The organism is Kribbella sp. NPDC049174 (assembly GCF_043197365.1).
Taxonomy (GTDB): Bacteria; Actinomycetota; Actinomycetes; order Propionibacteriales; family Kribbellaceae; genus Kribbella.
This window is the reverse complement of the sequence record NZ_JBICSZ010000002.1, coordinates 224,555-239,121: the sequence shown is the minus strand read 5'-3', so window position 1 is coordinate 239,121 and position 14,567 is coordinate 224,555. Positions and strand designations below refer to the sequence as shown.

Annotated in this window: 12 protein-coding genes; 5 read left to right on the top strand and 7 right to left on the bottom strand. The window is 68.2% G+C overall.

The window, feature by feature from the left end; translation table 11 throughout:
• The first annotated feature begins 71 nt into the window (after window positions 1–71).
• Window positions 72–2,615 carry a YfhO family protein gene (locus ACGFIF_RS11645; RefSeq protein ID WP_393154182.1) on the top strand — a complete coding sequence of 848 codons (2,544 nt, stop codon included), beginning with the start codon at window positions 72–74 and terminating at the stop codon, window positions 2,613–2,615.
• Here the strand turns inward: ACGFIF_RS11645 and ACGFIF_RS11640 are convergent.
• Window positions 2,605–3,597, bottom strand: a complete 993-nt coding sequence (locus ACGFIF_RS11640) for an ABC transporter permease subunit (RefSeq protein WP_393154181.1) — start codon at window positions 3,595–3,597, stop codon at window positions 2,605–2,607. The genes ACGFIF_RS11645 and ACGFIF_RS11640 overlap by 11 nt on opposite strands.
• Window positions 3,597–4,517, bottom strand: coding sequence for an ABC transporter ATP-binding protein (locus ACGFIF_RS11635; protein WP_393154180.1), 921 nt, complete (start codon window positions 4,515–4,517; stop codon window positions 3,597–3,599). The genes ACGFIF_RS11640 and ACGFIF_RS11635 overlap by 1 nt, the downstream gene beginning before the upstream one ends.
• A gap of 177 nt (window positions 4,518–4,694) precedes the next feature.
• Here ACGFIF_RS11635 and ACGFIF_RS11630 point away from each other — a divergent pair, with 177 nt between their 5' ends.
• The 4 genes from ACGFIF_RS11630 to ACGFIF_RS11615 are packed head-to-tail and all read left to right on the top strand — an operon-like array spanning window position 4,695 to window position 8,499.
• Window positions 4,695–4,997 (top strand): metal-sensitive transcriptional regulator, encoded by a 303-nt coding sequence (locus ACGFIF_RS11630; RefSeq protein ID WP_202866016.1) that lies wholly within the window; start codon window positions 4,695–4,697, stop codon window positions 4,995–4,997.
• Window positions 4,998–5,032: 35 nt separating this feature from the next.
• A complete protein-coding gene (locus tag ACGFIF_RS11625) occupies window positions 5,033–5,251 on the top strand; it encodes a heavy-metal-associated domain-containing protein (protein WP_393154179.1) in 219 nt (72 codons plus the stop codon).
• Complete coding sequence (locus ACGFIF_RS11620; RefSeq protein WP_393154178.1) at window positions 5,248–6,246, top strand: hypothetical protein; 999 nt, start codon at window positions 5,248–5,250, stop codon at window positions 6,244–6,246. The genes ACGFIF_RS11625 and ACGFIF_RS11620 overlap by 4 nt, the downstream gene beginning before the upstream one ends.
• A gap of 18 nt (window positions 6,247–6,264) precedes the next feature.
• Window positions 6,265–8,499 (top strand): heavy metal translocating P-type ATPase, encoded by a 2,235-nt coding sequence (locus ACGFIF_RS11615; protein ID WP_393154177.1) that lies wholly within the window; start codon window positions 6,265–6,267, stop codon window positions 8,497–8,499.
• Here the strand turns inward: ACGFIF_RS11615 and ACGFIF_RS11610 are convergent.
• The 5 genes from ACGFIF_RS11610 to ACGFIF_RS11590 form a co-directional block, all read right to left on the bottom strand.
• A complete protein-coding gene (locus ACGFIF_RS11610; RefSeq protein ID WP_393154176.1) occupies window positions 8,492–10,036 on the bottom strand; it encodes an alpha-amylase family glycosyl hydrolase in 1,545 nt (514 codons plus the stop codon). The genes ACGFIF_RS11615 and ACGFIF_RS11610 overlap by 8 nt on opposite strands.
• A 25-nt stretch (window positions 10,037–10,061) precedes the next feature.
• Complete coding sequence (locus tag ACGFIF_RS11605; protein ID WP_393154175.1) at window positions 10,062–10,931, bottom strand: carbohydrate ABC transporter permease; 870 nt, start codon at window positions 10,929–10,931, stop codon at window positions 10,062–10,064.
• Window positions 10,928–11,698 carry a carbohydrate ABC transporter permease gene (locus ACGFIF_RS11600; protein WP_393154174.1) on the bottom strand — a complete coding sequence of 257 codons (771 nt, stop codon included), beginning with the start codon at window positions 11,696–11,698 and terminating at the stop codon, window positions 10,928–10,930. The genes ACGFIF_RS11605 and ACGFIF_RS11600 overlap by 4 nt, the downstream gene beginning before the upstream one ends.
• 233 nt (window positions 11,699–11,931) lie before the next feature.
• The gene (locus ACGFIF_RS11595; RefSeq protein WP_393154173.1) at window positions 11,932–13,305 is read right to left on the bottom strand and encodes an ABC transporter substrate-binding protein; all 1,374 of its coding nucleotides are present in this window, start codon (window positions 13,303–13,305) and stop codon (window positions 11,932–11,934) included.
• 254 nt (window positions 13,306–13,559) lie between these two features.
• Window positions 13,560–14,552, bottom strand: coding sequence for a LacI family DNA-binding transcriptional regulator (locus tag ACGFIF_RS11590; protein ID WP_393154172.1), 993 nt, complete (start codon window positions 14,550–14,552; stop codon window positions 13,560–13,562).
• Window positions 14,553–14,567: the final 15 nt, after the last annotated feature.

Below are 14,567 nucleotides of genomic sequence, written 5' to 3'. Positions count from 1 at the left end.
GACCGGAACTCCGCGCTACGTTGGCGCTCGATCGAGCGCACGTGCTCGAGAACTGAGCAAAGGGGCGGCCAGTGGACGACGGAGCGGTACAGGACCCACCTGCGACCGTCCCCGTGGAGACGGTGACGACGGCCGAGCCGGACGTACGGCGACCGGCCGCGAAGCGCTCGGCATTACTGCCCGCGCTCGTCGCCGGTGTGCTGGTGGCGGCGGTGTTCGCCGCCTCCGGATTCATCCGAGGTACCTTTCCCTTCGGTTCACTGTCCCGCAGTACCAACGATCTCGGTACCCAGTACATCCCTTTCTTCGCCCACCTGTGGGATGTCCTGCACGGCCGCGCCCAGGGTGACCTGTTCTTCAACTGGCAGAGCGCGTTCGGCGTCGGGTTCCTGGCCGACTACGGCGTCGACCTCGGCAGCCCATTGTCCCTGTTGGTGGGGCTCTTCCCCCGCGACCAGATCGACCTGGCCGTCTTCGTCATCACCGTCCTCAAGCTGAGCCTGGCGGCCGCCGCGATGGCGGTCCTACTACTCAAGATGTCTCCAGGACCCCGTTGGGTTGCAGCGATTCTCGGAGCTTCTTACGGAGTCTGCGGCTGGGCGATCGACGACGGCGCCTATGTACCGATGTGGCTGGACGGTCTGATCGCGCTGCCGATGTTCTTCCTGGTGGCCGAATGGTCACTGCGCCGGACCAACCGACTGCTCAGCGTGCTGGTGGTCGGGGTCTTCTGGATCTCGAACTTCTACACCGCCTACATGGCAACGATCGCAGCCGGCCTCTACCTGATCGCGCGGCTGCTGACCAGCGACCTCACCTGGATGCTCCGGCTGCGCGCCGTCGTACGGCACGGCATCTCGTTCGTGCTCGGGCTGGCCCTGTCCGCCCCGTTCCTGCTGCCGATCCTGTCCGCCAACGACCTCGCGACGCCGTCCCCGTCGGGCATCTTCACGCCGGCCCCGGTCGACCTCTTCCTGTCCCGACTGCTCCCGCTGTCCGAGGGCGTCGGCCGCACCGCCAGCCTGTACGTCGGGACGGTCGCGCTGCTGCTCGCCCTGACCCTGCCGTTCAACCGGTACGTGACGATCCGGACCAAGGCGGTCTGGATCGTGACGACCGCGGCGATCGCCCTGTCCTTCCTGTGGACGCCGACGCAGGAGATGTGGCACGGCTTCGACACCCCGAACGGGAGCCAGTACCGCGAGGCCTTCGTGCTGTGTGGGGTGATCGTCGTAGTGGCCTGGGTATCGGTGGCGCAGCGCCTGCCCGGCCCGCTGGCACTGCTGGGCGGTGCGGCCCTGCTCGCGGTCATCGCCGTGCTGTCCGACGGCAGCCCGCTGCTGACCAAGCACGCCATGACGGTCCTGATCGCCTCCGGGGCCGTCACCTTCGTTGCGCTGGGCACCATTTGGGCGGTACGCCGCTCTGCCTCGTTGCGACGGACCAAGTGGCCGGTCGCGGTGGCGTTCGCCCTGGTGATGGCGGTCGTCGCCGTGGAGACCACGTGGACCGCGGTGGTGACGGACGAGCAGCGGTCGAAGATCCTCAGCGCGTCGGTGCCGCCGTGGGACCAGCACCAGACCGAGCGGGCCGACGCGATCGCGGGAGCCAACGACTGGCCGAAGTACCGGGCCGATCCGGGGACGGCGGTGACGCCGAACGATCCGATGTTGCTGGGCGGTCAGGGCCCCGGGTTCTACAGCAGCCTGTTGCCGTTCTCGCTGAACAAGACGCTGACCGGCCTCGGCTTCGGCTGGGCCGGGTACGGGCGCGCGTCCCACGATCTCGAGCATCCGGTGATCGACGCGATCTTCTCGATCGGCGCGCGCCTGCACCTGGAGGCGGGCGGCCGGGAGGTCATCACCCGGTCCGCGGTCCCGCCGCTGGTGACGGTCCGGCGACGGCTCGGGATGACGGCCGGGTCGAACGCCTTCGTCGCACAGGAGCGGTTGCTCGGGACCCAGGTGTACGAGGTCCCCGAGTACAAGGGCAGCAAGTCGATCACCGGCGGCGACGTGAAGCTGGTCGGGCGGTGCACACCTGGTACGACGGCGTACCTGCACCAGCCGCGGGTCTCCGGGGAGGCACGGCTGACCGACGGCACCCGGTGGGTCGCGCTCACCGCGAGCCGCCGGCCGGGGATCAACACCAACAGCGCGATGGTTCGCCTGGGCACCGTGCCGGCGTCCGGTGTGGTGTCGGCCGAGATCAAGTTCACCGATGCGCCGCGGGGAATCACCCCCACGGGTGCGATCGGCTGTCTCGACGAGCAGCGCCTGGCGAAGGCGGTGCGCGACCTGCGGTTGAGCGGGGCAACGGATGTCGAGGTCGGCGGCCATTCGATCAGCGCCACGCTGCCTCCAGGCGCCAAGGGGTACGCCGTCGTCGCGGTACCGAAGCTGCCCGGCTGGCAGTGCTCGGTCGACGGCGGGAAGGCTCAGACTCCCCGCAACTACGGCGGTCTGGTCGCCGTCCAGCTGCCGGACTCCGCCGACCGGGTCGACTGCACCTACACGCCGCCCGGCCTCCGGCGCGGTCTCGCGCTGGCCGCCGTCGCCGTGGTCATCACGCTCGGACTCGTGCTGTTCGGTCGACTCCGCCGGGCTAGGAGCTGACGTCCCGGCGGTAGAAGACCGCTCCACCGAGCAGGACCAGGACGACGGTGAGGATGCCGAGGTACCAGGCGCCGTGCTCGAACGACAGCGTCTTCTCGATGCTGTTGCACATGTAGCTGCCGTCGCCGCCGGTCGAGCACTCGTTCAGGTAGTACGTCGTGTCGTGCCGGACGAAGGCGTCGAAGTTCAGCTTCACCAGCCACGGCTGCGCCTTGTTCAGGAACCCGGCAAAGACACCTTCGATCAGGACCAGGTACCCCATCGCCACACCGATCGCGGCCGCCGTGTGCCGGAGCAACAACCCGACCACCCCGCCGAGCGCGGCTCCCATCGCGATCAACAGGACGGCACGACCGCCCGTCGCGACCAGATCACCCCAGACCTTCCCCGTCGTACCGGAGGTGTCGCCGAGCTGATCGACGATCAGATAGGTCCCGAACAGGACGATCGCCAGGACGACGGCAGCCACCGGAGCGAGGCCGATCGCGGCGGCCAGCAGTTTGCTGCCGTAGACGCGCAGCCGCCGTGGTTCGAAGGTCAGCCAGTTGCCGATGGCACCGGTACTGAACTCGGCCCCGACGAAGCTGGCCCCGATCAGGAACGCGGCGAAGACCAGCAGGTACGACGTTCCGAGCAGCAGCTCCGGCATCGCCTCGGCGAACACCATCCGCGGCTTGCCGAACTGGTCGACGGTCGGCTCCGGGTAGCTGCACAGCTCCTCCAGCGAGGGTTTCGGATCCGGCTGCTTCTGCCAGTCCTCCGTGCACCGCACACGATCCTCGTCGGCGTGTTCCTCCCAGTACCGGTGCGCCGCCTCGTACTGCGCCTGCGACGAACGCTGCTCCGCCTCGGACTGCGGCCTGGCCTCGAACCAGGTGGCGAGCAGCAGCAGCGCGGTGATCACCAGCACCCCGAGTACGCCGATGACGGTCAGCCGCCGGGCGGTGAGCCGGCGCAGCTCGACCTTGGTGAGACGGATCATCACAACCCCTCCCCGGCGGTCAGCTCGAGGAAGACCGACTCGAGGTCGGCGCGGACCGGCACCAGCTCGGACACGTACAGCTCCTGCTGGGCGAGCCGGCGGGTCACGTCCGCCGGGTGCTCGGCGCCGTCGACGAGGAGATAGTTGCCGTCGGCCCGTACCGTCATCCCGGCCGCGGTCAGGATCCGGGTCGCGGCGTCATGGTCGTCCACCGCGATCTTGACCGTTCCCGCCGTACTGCCGCCGATCACCTCGGCGACCGTCCCGGCGGCGAGCAGCCGGCCGTGGCCGATGATCGAGACGGTGTCGGCGACCTGCTCGACCTCGGCCAGGATGTGGGAGCTGACCAGGACCGTCCGGCCCTGGTCCCCGAGTCCGCGCATGGTCTCGCGGATCTCCCGGATCCCGGCCGGGTCGAGGCCGTTGGTCGGCTCGTCGAAGATCAGCAGCTCGGGCTCCTTCAGCAGCGTCGCGGCGATCGCCAGCCGCTGCTTCATCCCGAGCGAGTACGCCTTGTACCGGTCCTTGCCGCGCTCGCCGAGTGAGGTCTGCTCGAGGACCTCGCCGACCCGCTGCCGGGGCGCGCCGATCGCCTCGGCGAGCAGTTCCAGGTTCTTCCGGCCGCTGAACGCGGGGAAGAACTTCGGCGACTCGACGATCGCGCCGACCCGGCCGACCACCTCGGGCAACCGGGCCGGCACCGGCCGGCCGAACACCGTCATCGACCCGGCGTCGGCCCGGATCAGCCCGAGCAGCATCCGGATCGAGGTGGTCTTCCCGGACCCGTTCGGCCCGAGGAACCCGTGCACGCCCCCGACCGGCACGTCCAGGTCGAGGCCCTGGACGGCCACTACCTTCCGGCCCCGCCGGGTCCGGTAGGTCTTGCGCAGACCGCGCGTACTGATCGCCAGCTCCGGCATGTGACCCCCTTGTCGAGCCAGTAGACGCACAGCTTGGCAGGTTGCCGGTGCAGACGCTGTCAGAAATACCCCCCACAGGTATTGCTCAAGGACTTGCATTCGATACCCCAAGGGGGTAACTTCATGCCTGTCGACATACCCCTGAGGGGTAGCTGCGGGAAACTGAAGGAGCCTGAGATGACCACCGACGCCGAGCACGTACATGGTTACACCGCCGAGAAGAGCAGCCACCTGAAGCGGCTGCGGCGGATCGAGGGCCAGGTCCGTGGCCTGCAGCGGATGGTCGAGGAGGACAAGTACTGCATCGACATCCTCACCCAGGTTTCGGCGGCGACGAAGGCACTGCAGTCGTTCTCGCTGGAGCTGCTCGACGAGCACCTGGCGCACTGCGTGGTCGAGGCCGCGCAGAAGGGCGGCCCGGAGGCCGAGGAGAAGGTTCGCGAGGCCTCCGACGCGATCGCCCGCCTGGTCCGCAGCTGAAGTACCCGATGACACACCGAGCAAGGAGAACTCTTATGACCACCACGACCTACTCCGTCACCGGGATGACCTGCGGGCATTGCACCGCCGCGGTCACCGAGGAGATCAGCAAGCTCACCGGCGTCAAGGAGATCACCATCGACCTCGTCGCGGGCGGCACCTCCGCGGTGCACGTGACGAGTGAGTCCACTCTCGACGAGGCCGCCGTTCGCGAGGCCGTCGACGAGGCGGGCTACGAACTGGCGGCGTCGTGAGCCGGGCCGTCGCGCTCCGGCTCGGCGCGTTCGCCGGTGCGCTCGCGCTCGCCTTCGGGGCGGCGTTCGCGATCGGCACCGCGGTCGACCCGATCGCGGCGGCCGACACCGCCACTGCCCCGGCCCACGAAGAGGAGATGGGCAACATGGAGCAGTCAGCAGGGCACGGGGAAGGGCACAGCGAGTCGGGCGGGCAACTGCCCGGGCTCGCGGTCTCCGAAGCCGGGTACACCCTGACCCCCACCACGACGTTCTACCAGCCCGGCACCAAGACCGAGCTGCGCTTCACCATCCAGGGCCCGGACGGCAAGCCCGTCAAGGAGTACACCGAGACGCACGAGAAGGACCTGCACCTGATCGTCGTACGGCGTGACCTGTCCGGCTTCCACCACGTGCACCCGACCCGGGACGCCAGTGGGACCTGGAGCATTCCGTTCACGTTCACCGCCGGTGGCACGTGGCGACTGTTCGCCGACTTCCAGCCGGCCGGTCTCGACCGGACGCTGACCCTCGGCACGGATGTCAACGTCTCCGGCCTCTACATTCCGGTCCCGCTGAGCGAGCCGGCCAGCATCTACGGCTTCGACGGGTACGACGTGACGCTGGCGGGCACCCCGGTCGCGGGCAAGGAGTCCGACCTGACCTTCACGATCAGCCGGGGCGGCAAGCCGGCCACCGACCTGCAGCCGTACCTGGGCGCCTTCGGGCACCTGGTGTCACTGCGCGGCGGCGACCTCGCCTACCTGCACACGCATCCCGCCCAGGAGGCGACCGCGGGGATGAAGGGCGGGCCGGAGATCAAGTTCGCCACCACTTTCCCGACCGCGGGGACGTACAGCCTGTTCCTGGACTTCCAGCACGCGGGCAAGGTCCACACCGCCGAGTTCACCGTGAAAGTGGGCACCGACGGGACCGCGATCGTCCCGCCCAAGCAGCTCCCGACGACCAAGGCCCCAGCTACGCCGGGCCACGAGACCACCCCGCACGGCCACTGAGAGAGGAGGCACACAGCAATGACCACCACAGAACCCGGTCAGTCCGTCGAACTCATCATCGGTGGCATGACGTGCGCCTCGTGCGCCGCCCGGGTGGAGAAGAAGCTGAACCGGATGGACGGTGTCACCGCGACCGTCAACTACGCCACCGAGAAGGCGAAGGTGACGTTCGCGGACGGCATCACCACCGACGACCTGGTCGCCACCGTCGAGAAGACCGGCTACACCGCCGCCCTGCCGGCCCCGGCCGTCGACTCTCCGGACAGCGAGGAGCCGGACGAGCTGAAGCCACTGCGGGACCGCCTGTTCGCCAGCATCGCGCTGGCGGTGCCGGTGATCGCGCTCGGGATGATCCCGGCCCTGCAGTTCGACTTCTGGCAGTGGGCGTCGCTGACGCTGGCCTTCCCGGTGGTGACGTGGGCGGCCTGGCCGTTCCACAAGGCCGCCTGGACGAACCTGCGGCACGGCGCGGCCACGATGGACACGCTGATCTCGCTCGGCGTGGTGAGCGCCTTCCTGTGGTCGCTGTACGCGCTGTTCATCGGCGGTGCGGGTGAGCCGGGGATGAAGATGCCGTTCACGCTGATCCCGTCCCGGGGCAGCGGAGCCGAGGAGATCTACCTCGAGGTCGCGGCCGGCGTCACCACGTTCATCCTGGCCGGCCGGTACTTCGAGGCCCGCGCCAAGCGCCGGTCGGGTGCGGCCCTGCGAGCCCTGCTGGAGCTGGGTGCGAAGGATGTCGCCGTACTGCGCGATGGCGCTGAGGTCCGCATCCCCGCCGACCAGTTGGTCGTGGGCGACCAGTTCGTCGTACGACCGGGCGAGAAGGTCGCCACCGACGGTGTGATCGTCACCGGCAGCAGCGCGGTCGACGCGTCGATGCTCACTGGAGAGTCAGTACCGGTCGAGGTCGGCGAGGGCGACTCGGTCGTCGGGGCGACCGTGAACGCCGGCGGCCGGCTCGTGGTCCGGGCGACCAGGGTCGGGTCGGACACCCAGCTGGCCCAGATGGCCCGGCTGGTCGAGGACGCGCAGAACGGGAAGGCCGCGGTCCAGCGGCTGGCCGACAAGGTGTCCGGGATCTTCGTGCCGATCGTGATCGGGCTGGCGCTGGCGACGCTGGGGTTCTGGCTCGGCAACGGTTCGCCGGTGGAGATCGCGTTCACCGCGGCGGTCGCCGTACTGATCATCGCCTGCCCCTGTGCCCTCGGCCTGGCCACGCCGACCGCGTTGATGGTCGGCACCGGTCGCGGCGCCCAGCTGGGCATCCTGATCAAGGGCCCGGAGGTGCTCGAGTCGACTCGTCGGATCGACACCGTCGTCCTGGACAAGACGGGCACCGTGACGACCGGCCGGATGGAGTTGGTCGACGTACTGCTGGCTCCTTCGGAGGACCGGTCCGAGGTACTGCGGCTGGCCGGGGCGCTGGAGCACTCCAGCGAGCACCCGATCGCCGCTGCCATCGCCCGCGGCGCCCAGGCGGAACTCGGTCAGCTCCCTGAGGTCGAGGACTTCGGCAACGTCGAGGGGCTCGGCGTCCAGGGCATCGTCGACGGGCACGCCGTACTGGTCGGACGGACCCGGCTGCTGGAGGAGTGGAGCCAGTACCTGCCGGACGACCTGGCACACGCGAAGGACCACGCCGAGGCCGAGGGCAGTACGGCGGTCGCAGTCGGCTGGGACGGTCAGGCCCGGGCGGTGCTCGTCGTCGCGGACACGGTCAAGGCGACGTCTGCAGAGGCGATCGGTCAGTTGAAGGCGCTGGGACTGCGGCCAGTGTTGCTGACCGGCGACAACGAGGCAGTGGCTTCGAAGGTGGCGGCCGAGGTCGGCATCGACGAGGTGATCGCCGAGGTCCTGCCGGCCGGCAAGGTCGACGCGGTCAAGAAGCTGCAGGGCGAGGGCCGCGTGGTCGCGATGGTCGGCGACGGCGTCAACGACGCGGCCGCCCTGGCCCAGGCCGACCTCGGCCTGAGCATGGGCACCGGGACCGACGTGGCGATCGAGGCCAGCGACCTGACCCTGGTCCGCGGCGACCTGCGCGCGGCGGCGGACGCCATCCGCCTGTCCCGCAGCACACTGCGCACCATCAAGGGCAACCTGTTCTGGGCCTTCGCCTACAACGTGGCCGCCATCCCACTGGCCGCGGCCGGCCTGCTCAACCCGATGCTGGCCGGCGCCGCGATGGCCTTCAGTTCGGTCTTCGTGGTCTCCAACAGCCTCAGGTTGCGCCGCTTCCGCCCGCTCACCTGATCCAGGCCGTACTGTCGCTGGCCAGCAACCCGTCGTCCAACGGGCTGCTGGCCAGCAGCAGTTCGTCGTACGGCGGGAGCTCGATCGGCTCCGGGGTCAGATTGGTGACGCAGATCAGGCTCTCGCGGCTGAAGGCGAGGACGTCGGGTGGCGTGTCGAGCCATCGCAGCGTGCCGTCACCGAGGTGCGTGCGTCGGAGTTTCAGGCCCGTGCGGTAGAGGGTGAGCATCGAGTTCTGGTCGTCGTGCTGGGACTCGACGGTCAGGTTCTTCCAGTCACGCGGCTGCGGGAGCCACGGCGTATCGGTGCCGAACCCGAAGGGCGGTTCCTTGCCGGACCAGGGAAGGGGCACTCGGCAACCATCGCGGCCACGGTCGGTCCCTTTCGAGCGGGTGAAGATCGGGTCCTGGAGCAGCTCGTCCGGGAGGTCCTCGACCTCCGGCAGACCGAGCTCCTCGCCTTGGTAGACGTACAGTCCGCCCGGTAACGCCATCGCGAGCAGGGCGGCCGCGCGGGCCCGGCGTTCGCCGAGGACGAGGTCGGTCTGCATGCCGTGCTTGCGGTCCTGGTGCGAGAACGAGGTGTCCGGTCGGCCGTACTTCGTGACCGGCCGGGTGACGTCGTGGTTGGACAGCACCCACGTCGGCGGTGCGCCGATCGGAACGTGCGTGGTCAGGGTCAGGTCGATCGAGGCCTTGAGCTCGTCCGCCTGCCACGGGCGGGACAGGAAGTCGAAGTTGAACGCGGTCTGCATCTCGTCCGGCCGCAGGTACAGCGCGAACCGCTCCTGATCCGGCATCCACATCTCACCGACCAGGAACCGGTCGTCGTACCCGTCGGTGATCCGGCGCCAGCCGCGGTAGATCTCGTGCACCTCATCGTGATCGGTGTACGACTCCTCGACACTGTCCAGATCCTTGAACAATACGGCGGCGCTGTCGATCCGGATCCCGTCGACGCCACGGTCCAGCCAGAACCGGAGGATGTCGTGGAACTCCTCGACCACCTCGGCGTTGCGCCAGTTGAAGTCGGGCTGCTCGGGGGCGAACAGGTGCAGGTACCACTCACCGTCCTCGACCTGGGTCCAGGCCGGGCCGTTGAAGATGGACTGCCAGTCGTTGGGCGGGCGGTCGGGTTGGCGGCCTGGGCGGAAGATGAACCGGTCGCGCTCGGGTGAGCCGGGGCCGGACTGCAGTGCGAGGACGAACCAGTCCTGCTGGTCGGAGCCGTGGTTGGGGACGATGTCGATGATGGTGCGGATGTTCAGCGCGTGCGCCTCCGCGATGTACGCCTCGGCCTCCGCCAACGTCCCGAACGCCGGGTCGATCGCTCGGTAGTCGGCGACGTCGTACCCACCGTCGGCCATCGGTGACGGGTACCACGGGTTCAGCCAGATCGCGTCGATGCCGAGCTCGGCCAGGTACGGCAGCTTCTGCCGCAGCCCGGCCAGATCCCCGATCCCGTCACCGTTCCCGTCGGCGAAACTCCGCAGATACACCTGATAGATCGCGGCCCCACGCCACCACTCGTCCGCCATTGAATCTCCTTCTGTGATTGGGGCTTCAGCCCTTCAAGCTTCCTGCGGTGAGGCCCGCCATGATGCTTCTTTGGAACACGAAGAACACCAGGATCGTCGGCAGGCTGGCGATCACCAGCGAGGCGATCAGCACGTTCTGCGGCATCTGCGCGGACAGCGACGCGATGCCGACACTGATCGACATCTTGTCCGTCTCCGGCAGCACCAGCAGCGGCCAGACGAAGTCCTTCCACACCGTCACCACGGACAGGATCGACACCACCCCGAGGATCGGCCGCGACACCGGCAGCACGATCGACCACAGGATCCGCAGCGGTGACGCACCGTCGATCTCGGCCGCCTCCAGCAACTCACGCGGGATCGAGTCGAAGAACCGCTTCAGCAGGAACACGAAGAACCCGTTCGCTGCCGCCGGCAACCAAATCGCCCAGGGCGTGTTCAGCAGGTCGAGATGCAGGATCGGCAGATCCTTGACGGTGAGATACGTCGGCAGCAGCAGCACCATTGGCGGGATCATCAGCGTCGCCAGCATCGCGGCGAGCACGACCTTGCCGAAGAACGGCCGGAGCTTCGACAACGCGTACGCCGCGGTCACGTCGACGGCGAGGGTGAACAGCCAGGCGCCACCGGCGTACAGGACCGTGTTCTTCAGGAAGACGCCGAGCTGCAACTGCTCCCACGCGTCGGCGTAGACGCCGAAGTCGAAACTCGTCGGGAAGAAGCTCGGCGGGATCTGGGCCAGCTCGTCCGGTGACTTGAGCGCGCCGGTCACCATCCAGTACAGCGGGAACACGAAGGCGCCGGTGAAACCGACGACGACGATGCTGAGGATCGCCCAGTACATCAGGCGGCCACGGGTGGTCCGGAGTGCGAGTGGTGACACCAGGGTCCTCATCGGGCCTCCTCCCGGGACACGCGCAGATAGATCGCGGAGAACACCATCAGGACGACCATCAACATCAGGCCGAGTGCGCCACCGCCGCCGAAGTCGCCGAAGTTGAAGGCGTACTGGTACATCAGGTAGGCGACCGTGACGGTCGCGTTCTCCGGGCCGCCGCCGGTCAGCAGGTACGGCTCGATGAACACCTGCATGGTCGCGACGATCTGCAGCAGCAACATCACCAGCAGGATCAACTTGGTCTGCGGGATCGTCACGTGCCAGACCCTTTTCAGCAGACCCGCACCGTCGAGCTCGGCCGACTCGTAGAGGTCGCCGGGGATGCTCTGCAGCGCGGCGAGATAGATCAGCGTGCCGGTGCCGAGGTTCATCCAGGTCGACACGAGCACGAGGCTGACGAGCGCCGTACTGGTCGAGTCGAGCCAGCTCAGCGGCGGCAGGTGGAACACGTCGAGCACCTGGTTGAACAGGCCGGCACCGGGGTCGTAGAACCATTTGAACAGCAGGACGGCGACGGCCGGTGGGAGCATGACGGGGAGGTAGACGACGAACCGCAGGTAGGCCTTGGCGTGCTTCAGCTCGTTGAGCACGACCGCCAGCACGAACGGAACGGCGTACCCGATGACGACAGCCAGCCCGCTGAACGCCGCGGTGTTGATCCAGGCCGAACGAAAGGCCGGGTCCTCGATGACGCTGCGGAAGTTGTCGAACCCCACCCACCGCGGCGGGTCGACAAAGTTGTTCTCCTGAAAGCTGAGAACCACCTCCCGCACCATCGGATACCAAGAAGACATCGCAAAACAGATCAGCGCCCCACACAAGAACCCATACGCGGTAAGGTTCCGCCCTACCGCCCGCCGCACAGCACCTGCCTGGTCACGGCCGGCGCGGTTCGGCCCGCCTGATGAACCCGACCGGCGGCTCCCGTCCTGTGCTCCCCCACCGCCCGCCGTCTCCGCGAAGCGGGGACGGCGGGCAAGGGTTTTGGTGACTGCCATCAGGTGTTCTTGGCTAGGATCTTGTTGGCCTTGCTCTCCGCGTCCGAGAGCAGCTTGTCGATGTCGGCGTCCTGGCGGGTGAGGACGGCGGACATCGCCACGTCCAGGACGGCGTACAGCTCCTGTGCCTTCGGTGGTTCGAGTTTGTTGGTGATGTTCGACTGCGCGGCGACGTACGGCGCGAAGTGGTCGACCGGGACGGTGGCGTACTGCTTGCGCAGGGCAATGATCTCCTGGCCCGGCGCGGAGTCGCCGTACAGGTCCGGGATCGGCAGCCCGACCGGGCGGCCCTGCTCCTTCGACCTGGCGTAGTTGAACTGCCCCTTGCCCGGCGTGAGCTCGTGGAACTCCAGCCAGAGCAGCCCGGCCTTGATCTTCTCCGGGGTCGCCTTCGGGTTGAACATGTAGCCGTCGCCACCGCTCAACGATGCCTTGCCCTCGGACTCCGGTACGGCGGTGACGCCGTAGTCCTCGAACTTGCCCTGGAAGTCGTTGTTCACCGACTGCACCACGTCCGGTGCGCCGATCATCATGCCGAGCTTGCCGCCACCCATCATCCGCATCAGGTCCTCCCACTGGAGGAGCTGCTTGCTGCCCATCGAGTTGTCGTTCCAGCGCATCTGCTTGAGGTTCTCCAGCACCGCCTTGCCCTCGGCGCTGTTGAACGCGGCGGTCTTGCCGTCGTCGCCGACCATCGAGCCGCCCCGGGCGTACAGGCTGGCGGCGAAATGCCAGCCGCCGGTGTTGCCGGCGGAGTACTCACCGAAGCCGACGTACCCGGCACCGAGCCCGGCGATCTTCTTGGCCGCCGCCTGCACGTCGGCCCAGGTCTTCGGCGGAGCGTCCGGGTCGAGACCGGCCTGGGTGAACAGCTTGCGGTTGTAGACCAGGCCCATGTTGTAGTTGTTGCGCGGCAGGCCGTACGTCTTGTCGCCGTCCTTGAACACGCTCATCACGTCGTCGCGCACGTCGCTGACTGCCTTGACGCTGCCGACGTACTGGCTGATGTCGGCGGCTTGCCGGGCCTTGATGATCTTCTGCACGTCGGTGTAGTAGACGTAGAAGACGTCCTCCTGGGTACCGCCGGCCAGCTTCGCCTGGAAGGTGTCGGGGTTGATGCAGGGGAACGCATCCTTGCTCTGGATGGTGATGTTCGGGTGCAGCTTCTGGAACTCGGCGACATCCGCGTCCCAGGCCGACCGTTCCTTCGGATTGCTCTTCGGCGGCTGACAGCCGACCGTGATCGTGACCGGGCCGTCGGCGCCCGCTGATCCCTGAGCGTTCGGTTCCTCGTCCCCCGACCCACAGGACGCGGCCACCAGCCCGAGTCCCATCACCAGCAGCAGGCCGAGCCCGCGGCGCGTTGTCCTCATCGATCCACCCTCTCCCTCGGACTTCTGGCGCACACCGTAGGCAACTCGATCGAATCTGCGCAATAGTTCGATGGAAGATTGCAAAATCGTGACTCATGATGGGAAGGTGGCTCGCGCGCGGAGAGCAGCTCCCGCGCCTGCGCACACGACAACAGCCGCCGACCAACAAGCGGACGGCGGCTGCAGAAGCGGTGAGAGGTGTCGAACGCCGACCGCAGGAGCCGGCGGCGGGTGAGGCGAGGAGTGACCCGGGGTCAGACTCTGGCGCGGGCGGTGGAGGCTCGGACCACCAGTTCGGGCTCGAAGAGGAGTTCGTCGGCGGGGACGGCGGCACGTTCGATCAGGGCGACGAGCATGTCCACCGCGGCGCGGCCCATCGCGTCGATGGGCTGGCGGACGGTGGTCAGCGGCGGGTCGGTGCAGTTCATCATCGCGGAGTCGTCGTACCCGATCACCGAGACGTCGTCGGGGACGCTGAGGCCGGCCCGGCGGACCGCGCGAATGGCACCGAGGGCAAGGATGTCGCTGGCGCAGACGATGCCGGTGACACCGTTGTTGACCAGGCGGGTCGCGGCCGCGTGCCCGCCCTCGAGCGAGAACATCGTGTGCTCGACCAGTTCGAGATCCGCCTCGTCCGAGGCGATGAAGGCGTCCAGCTTGCGTCGCGAGGGGATGTGGTCACGCGGGCCGAGGACCATGCCGATCCGCCGGTGCCCGAGGGCGCGCAGGTGCCCGATCGCCATCTCCGCGGCGACATAGTCGTCCGACGAGACCTGCGGGAAGCCGAGGTGGTCGACCGCCGCGTTGACCAGCACGGTCGGCAGCTTGCGCTCCTGGATCAGCTCGTAGTGCCCGTGCGGCGCGTCCGCCTGCGCGTAGAACCCGCCGGCGAACACCACCCCGGACACCTGCTGCTGCAGGAGCAGGTCGACGTAGTCCGCCTCGGACACGCCGCCGACCGTCCGGGTGCAGAGCAACGAGGTGAATCCCTGCTGCGCGAGCGCACCGCCGACGACCTCGGCGAACGCCGGGAAGATCGGGTTCTGCAGCTCGGGCAGCACCAGCCCGACGAGCCTCGCGCGATCACCGCGCAGTTGCGTGGGACGCTCGTACCCGAGGACGTCGAGCGCGGTGAGCACGGCCTCACGGGTCGCCTCGGACACTCCGGGCTTACCGTTCAGGACCCGGCTGACCGTGGCCTCGCTGACCCCGACCTTCTTGGCTACTTCCGCAAGTCGTCGCGTCATGACGCAAATCCTACG

Excerpts from the sequence above, each read along its gene's own strand:
- ACGFIF_RS11635 (WP_393154180.1), bottom strand. The coding sequence starts at position 4,517 with ATGCCGGAGCTGGCGATCAGTACGCGCGGTCTGCGCAAGACCTACCGG.
- ACGFIF_RS11595 (WP_393154173.1), bottom strand. The coding sequence starts at position 13,305 with ATGAGGACAACGCGCCGCGGGCTCGGCCTGCTGCTGGTGATGGGACTC.
- ACGFIF_RS11605 (WP_393154175.1), bottom strand. The coding sequence starts at position 10,931 with ATGAGGACCCTGGTGTCACCACTCGCACTCCGGACCACCCGTGGCCGC.
- ACGFIF_RS11610 (WP_393154176.1), bottom strand. The coding sequence starts at position 10,036 with ATGGCGGACGAGTGGTGGCGTGGGGCCGCGATCTATCAGGTGTATCTG.
- ACGFIF_RS11590 (WP_393154172.1), bottom strand. The coding sequence starts at position 14,552 with ATGACGCGACGACTTGCGGAAGTAGCCAAGAAGGTCGGGGTCAGCGAG.
- ACGFIF_RS11615 (WP_393154177.1), top strand. The coding sequence starts at position 6,265 with ATGACCACCACAGAACCCGGTCAGTCCGTCGAACTCATCATCGGTGGC.
- ACGFIF_RS11630 (WP_202866016.1), top strand. The coding sequence starts at position 4,695 with ATGACCACCGACGCCGAGCACGTACATGGTTACACCGCCGAGAAGAGC.
- ACGFIF_RS11625 (WP_393154179.1), top strand. The coding sequence starts at position 5,033 with ATGACCACCACGACCTACTCCGTCACCGGGATGACCTGCGGGCATTGC.
- ACGFIF_RS11640 (WP_393154181.1), bottom strand. The coding sequence starts at position 3,597 with ATGATCCGTCTCACCAAGGTCGAGCTGCGCCGGCTCACCGCCCGGCGG.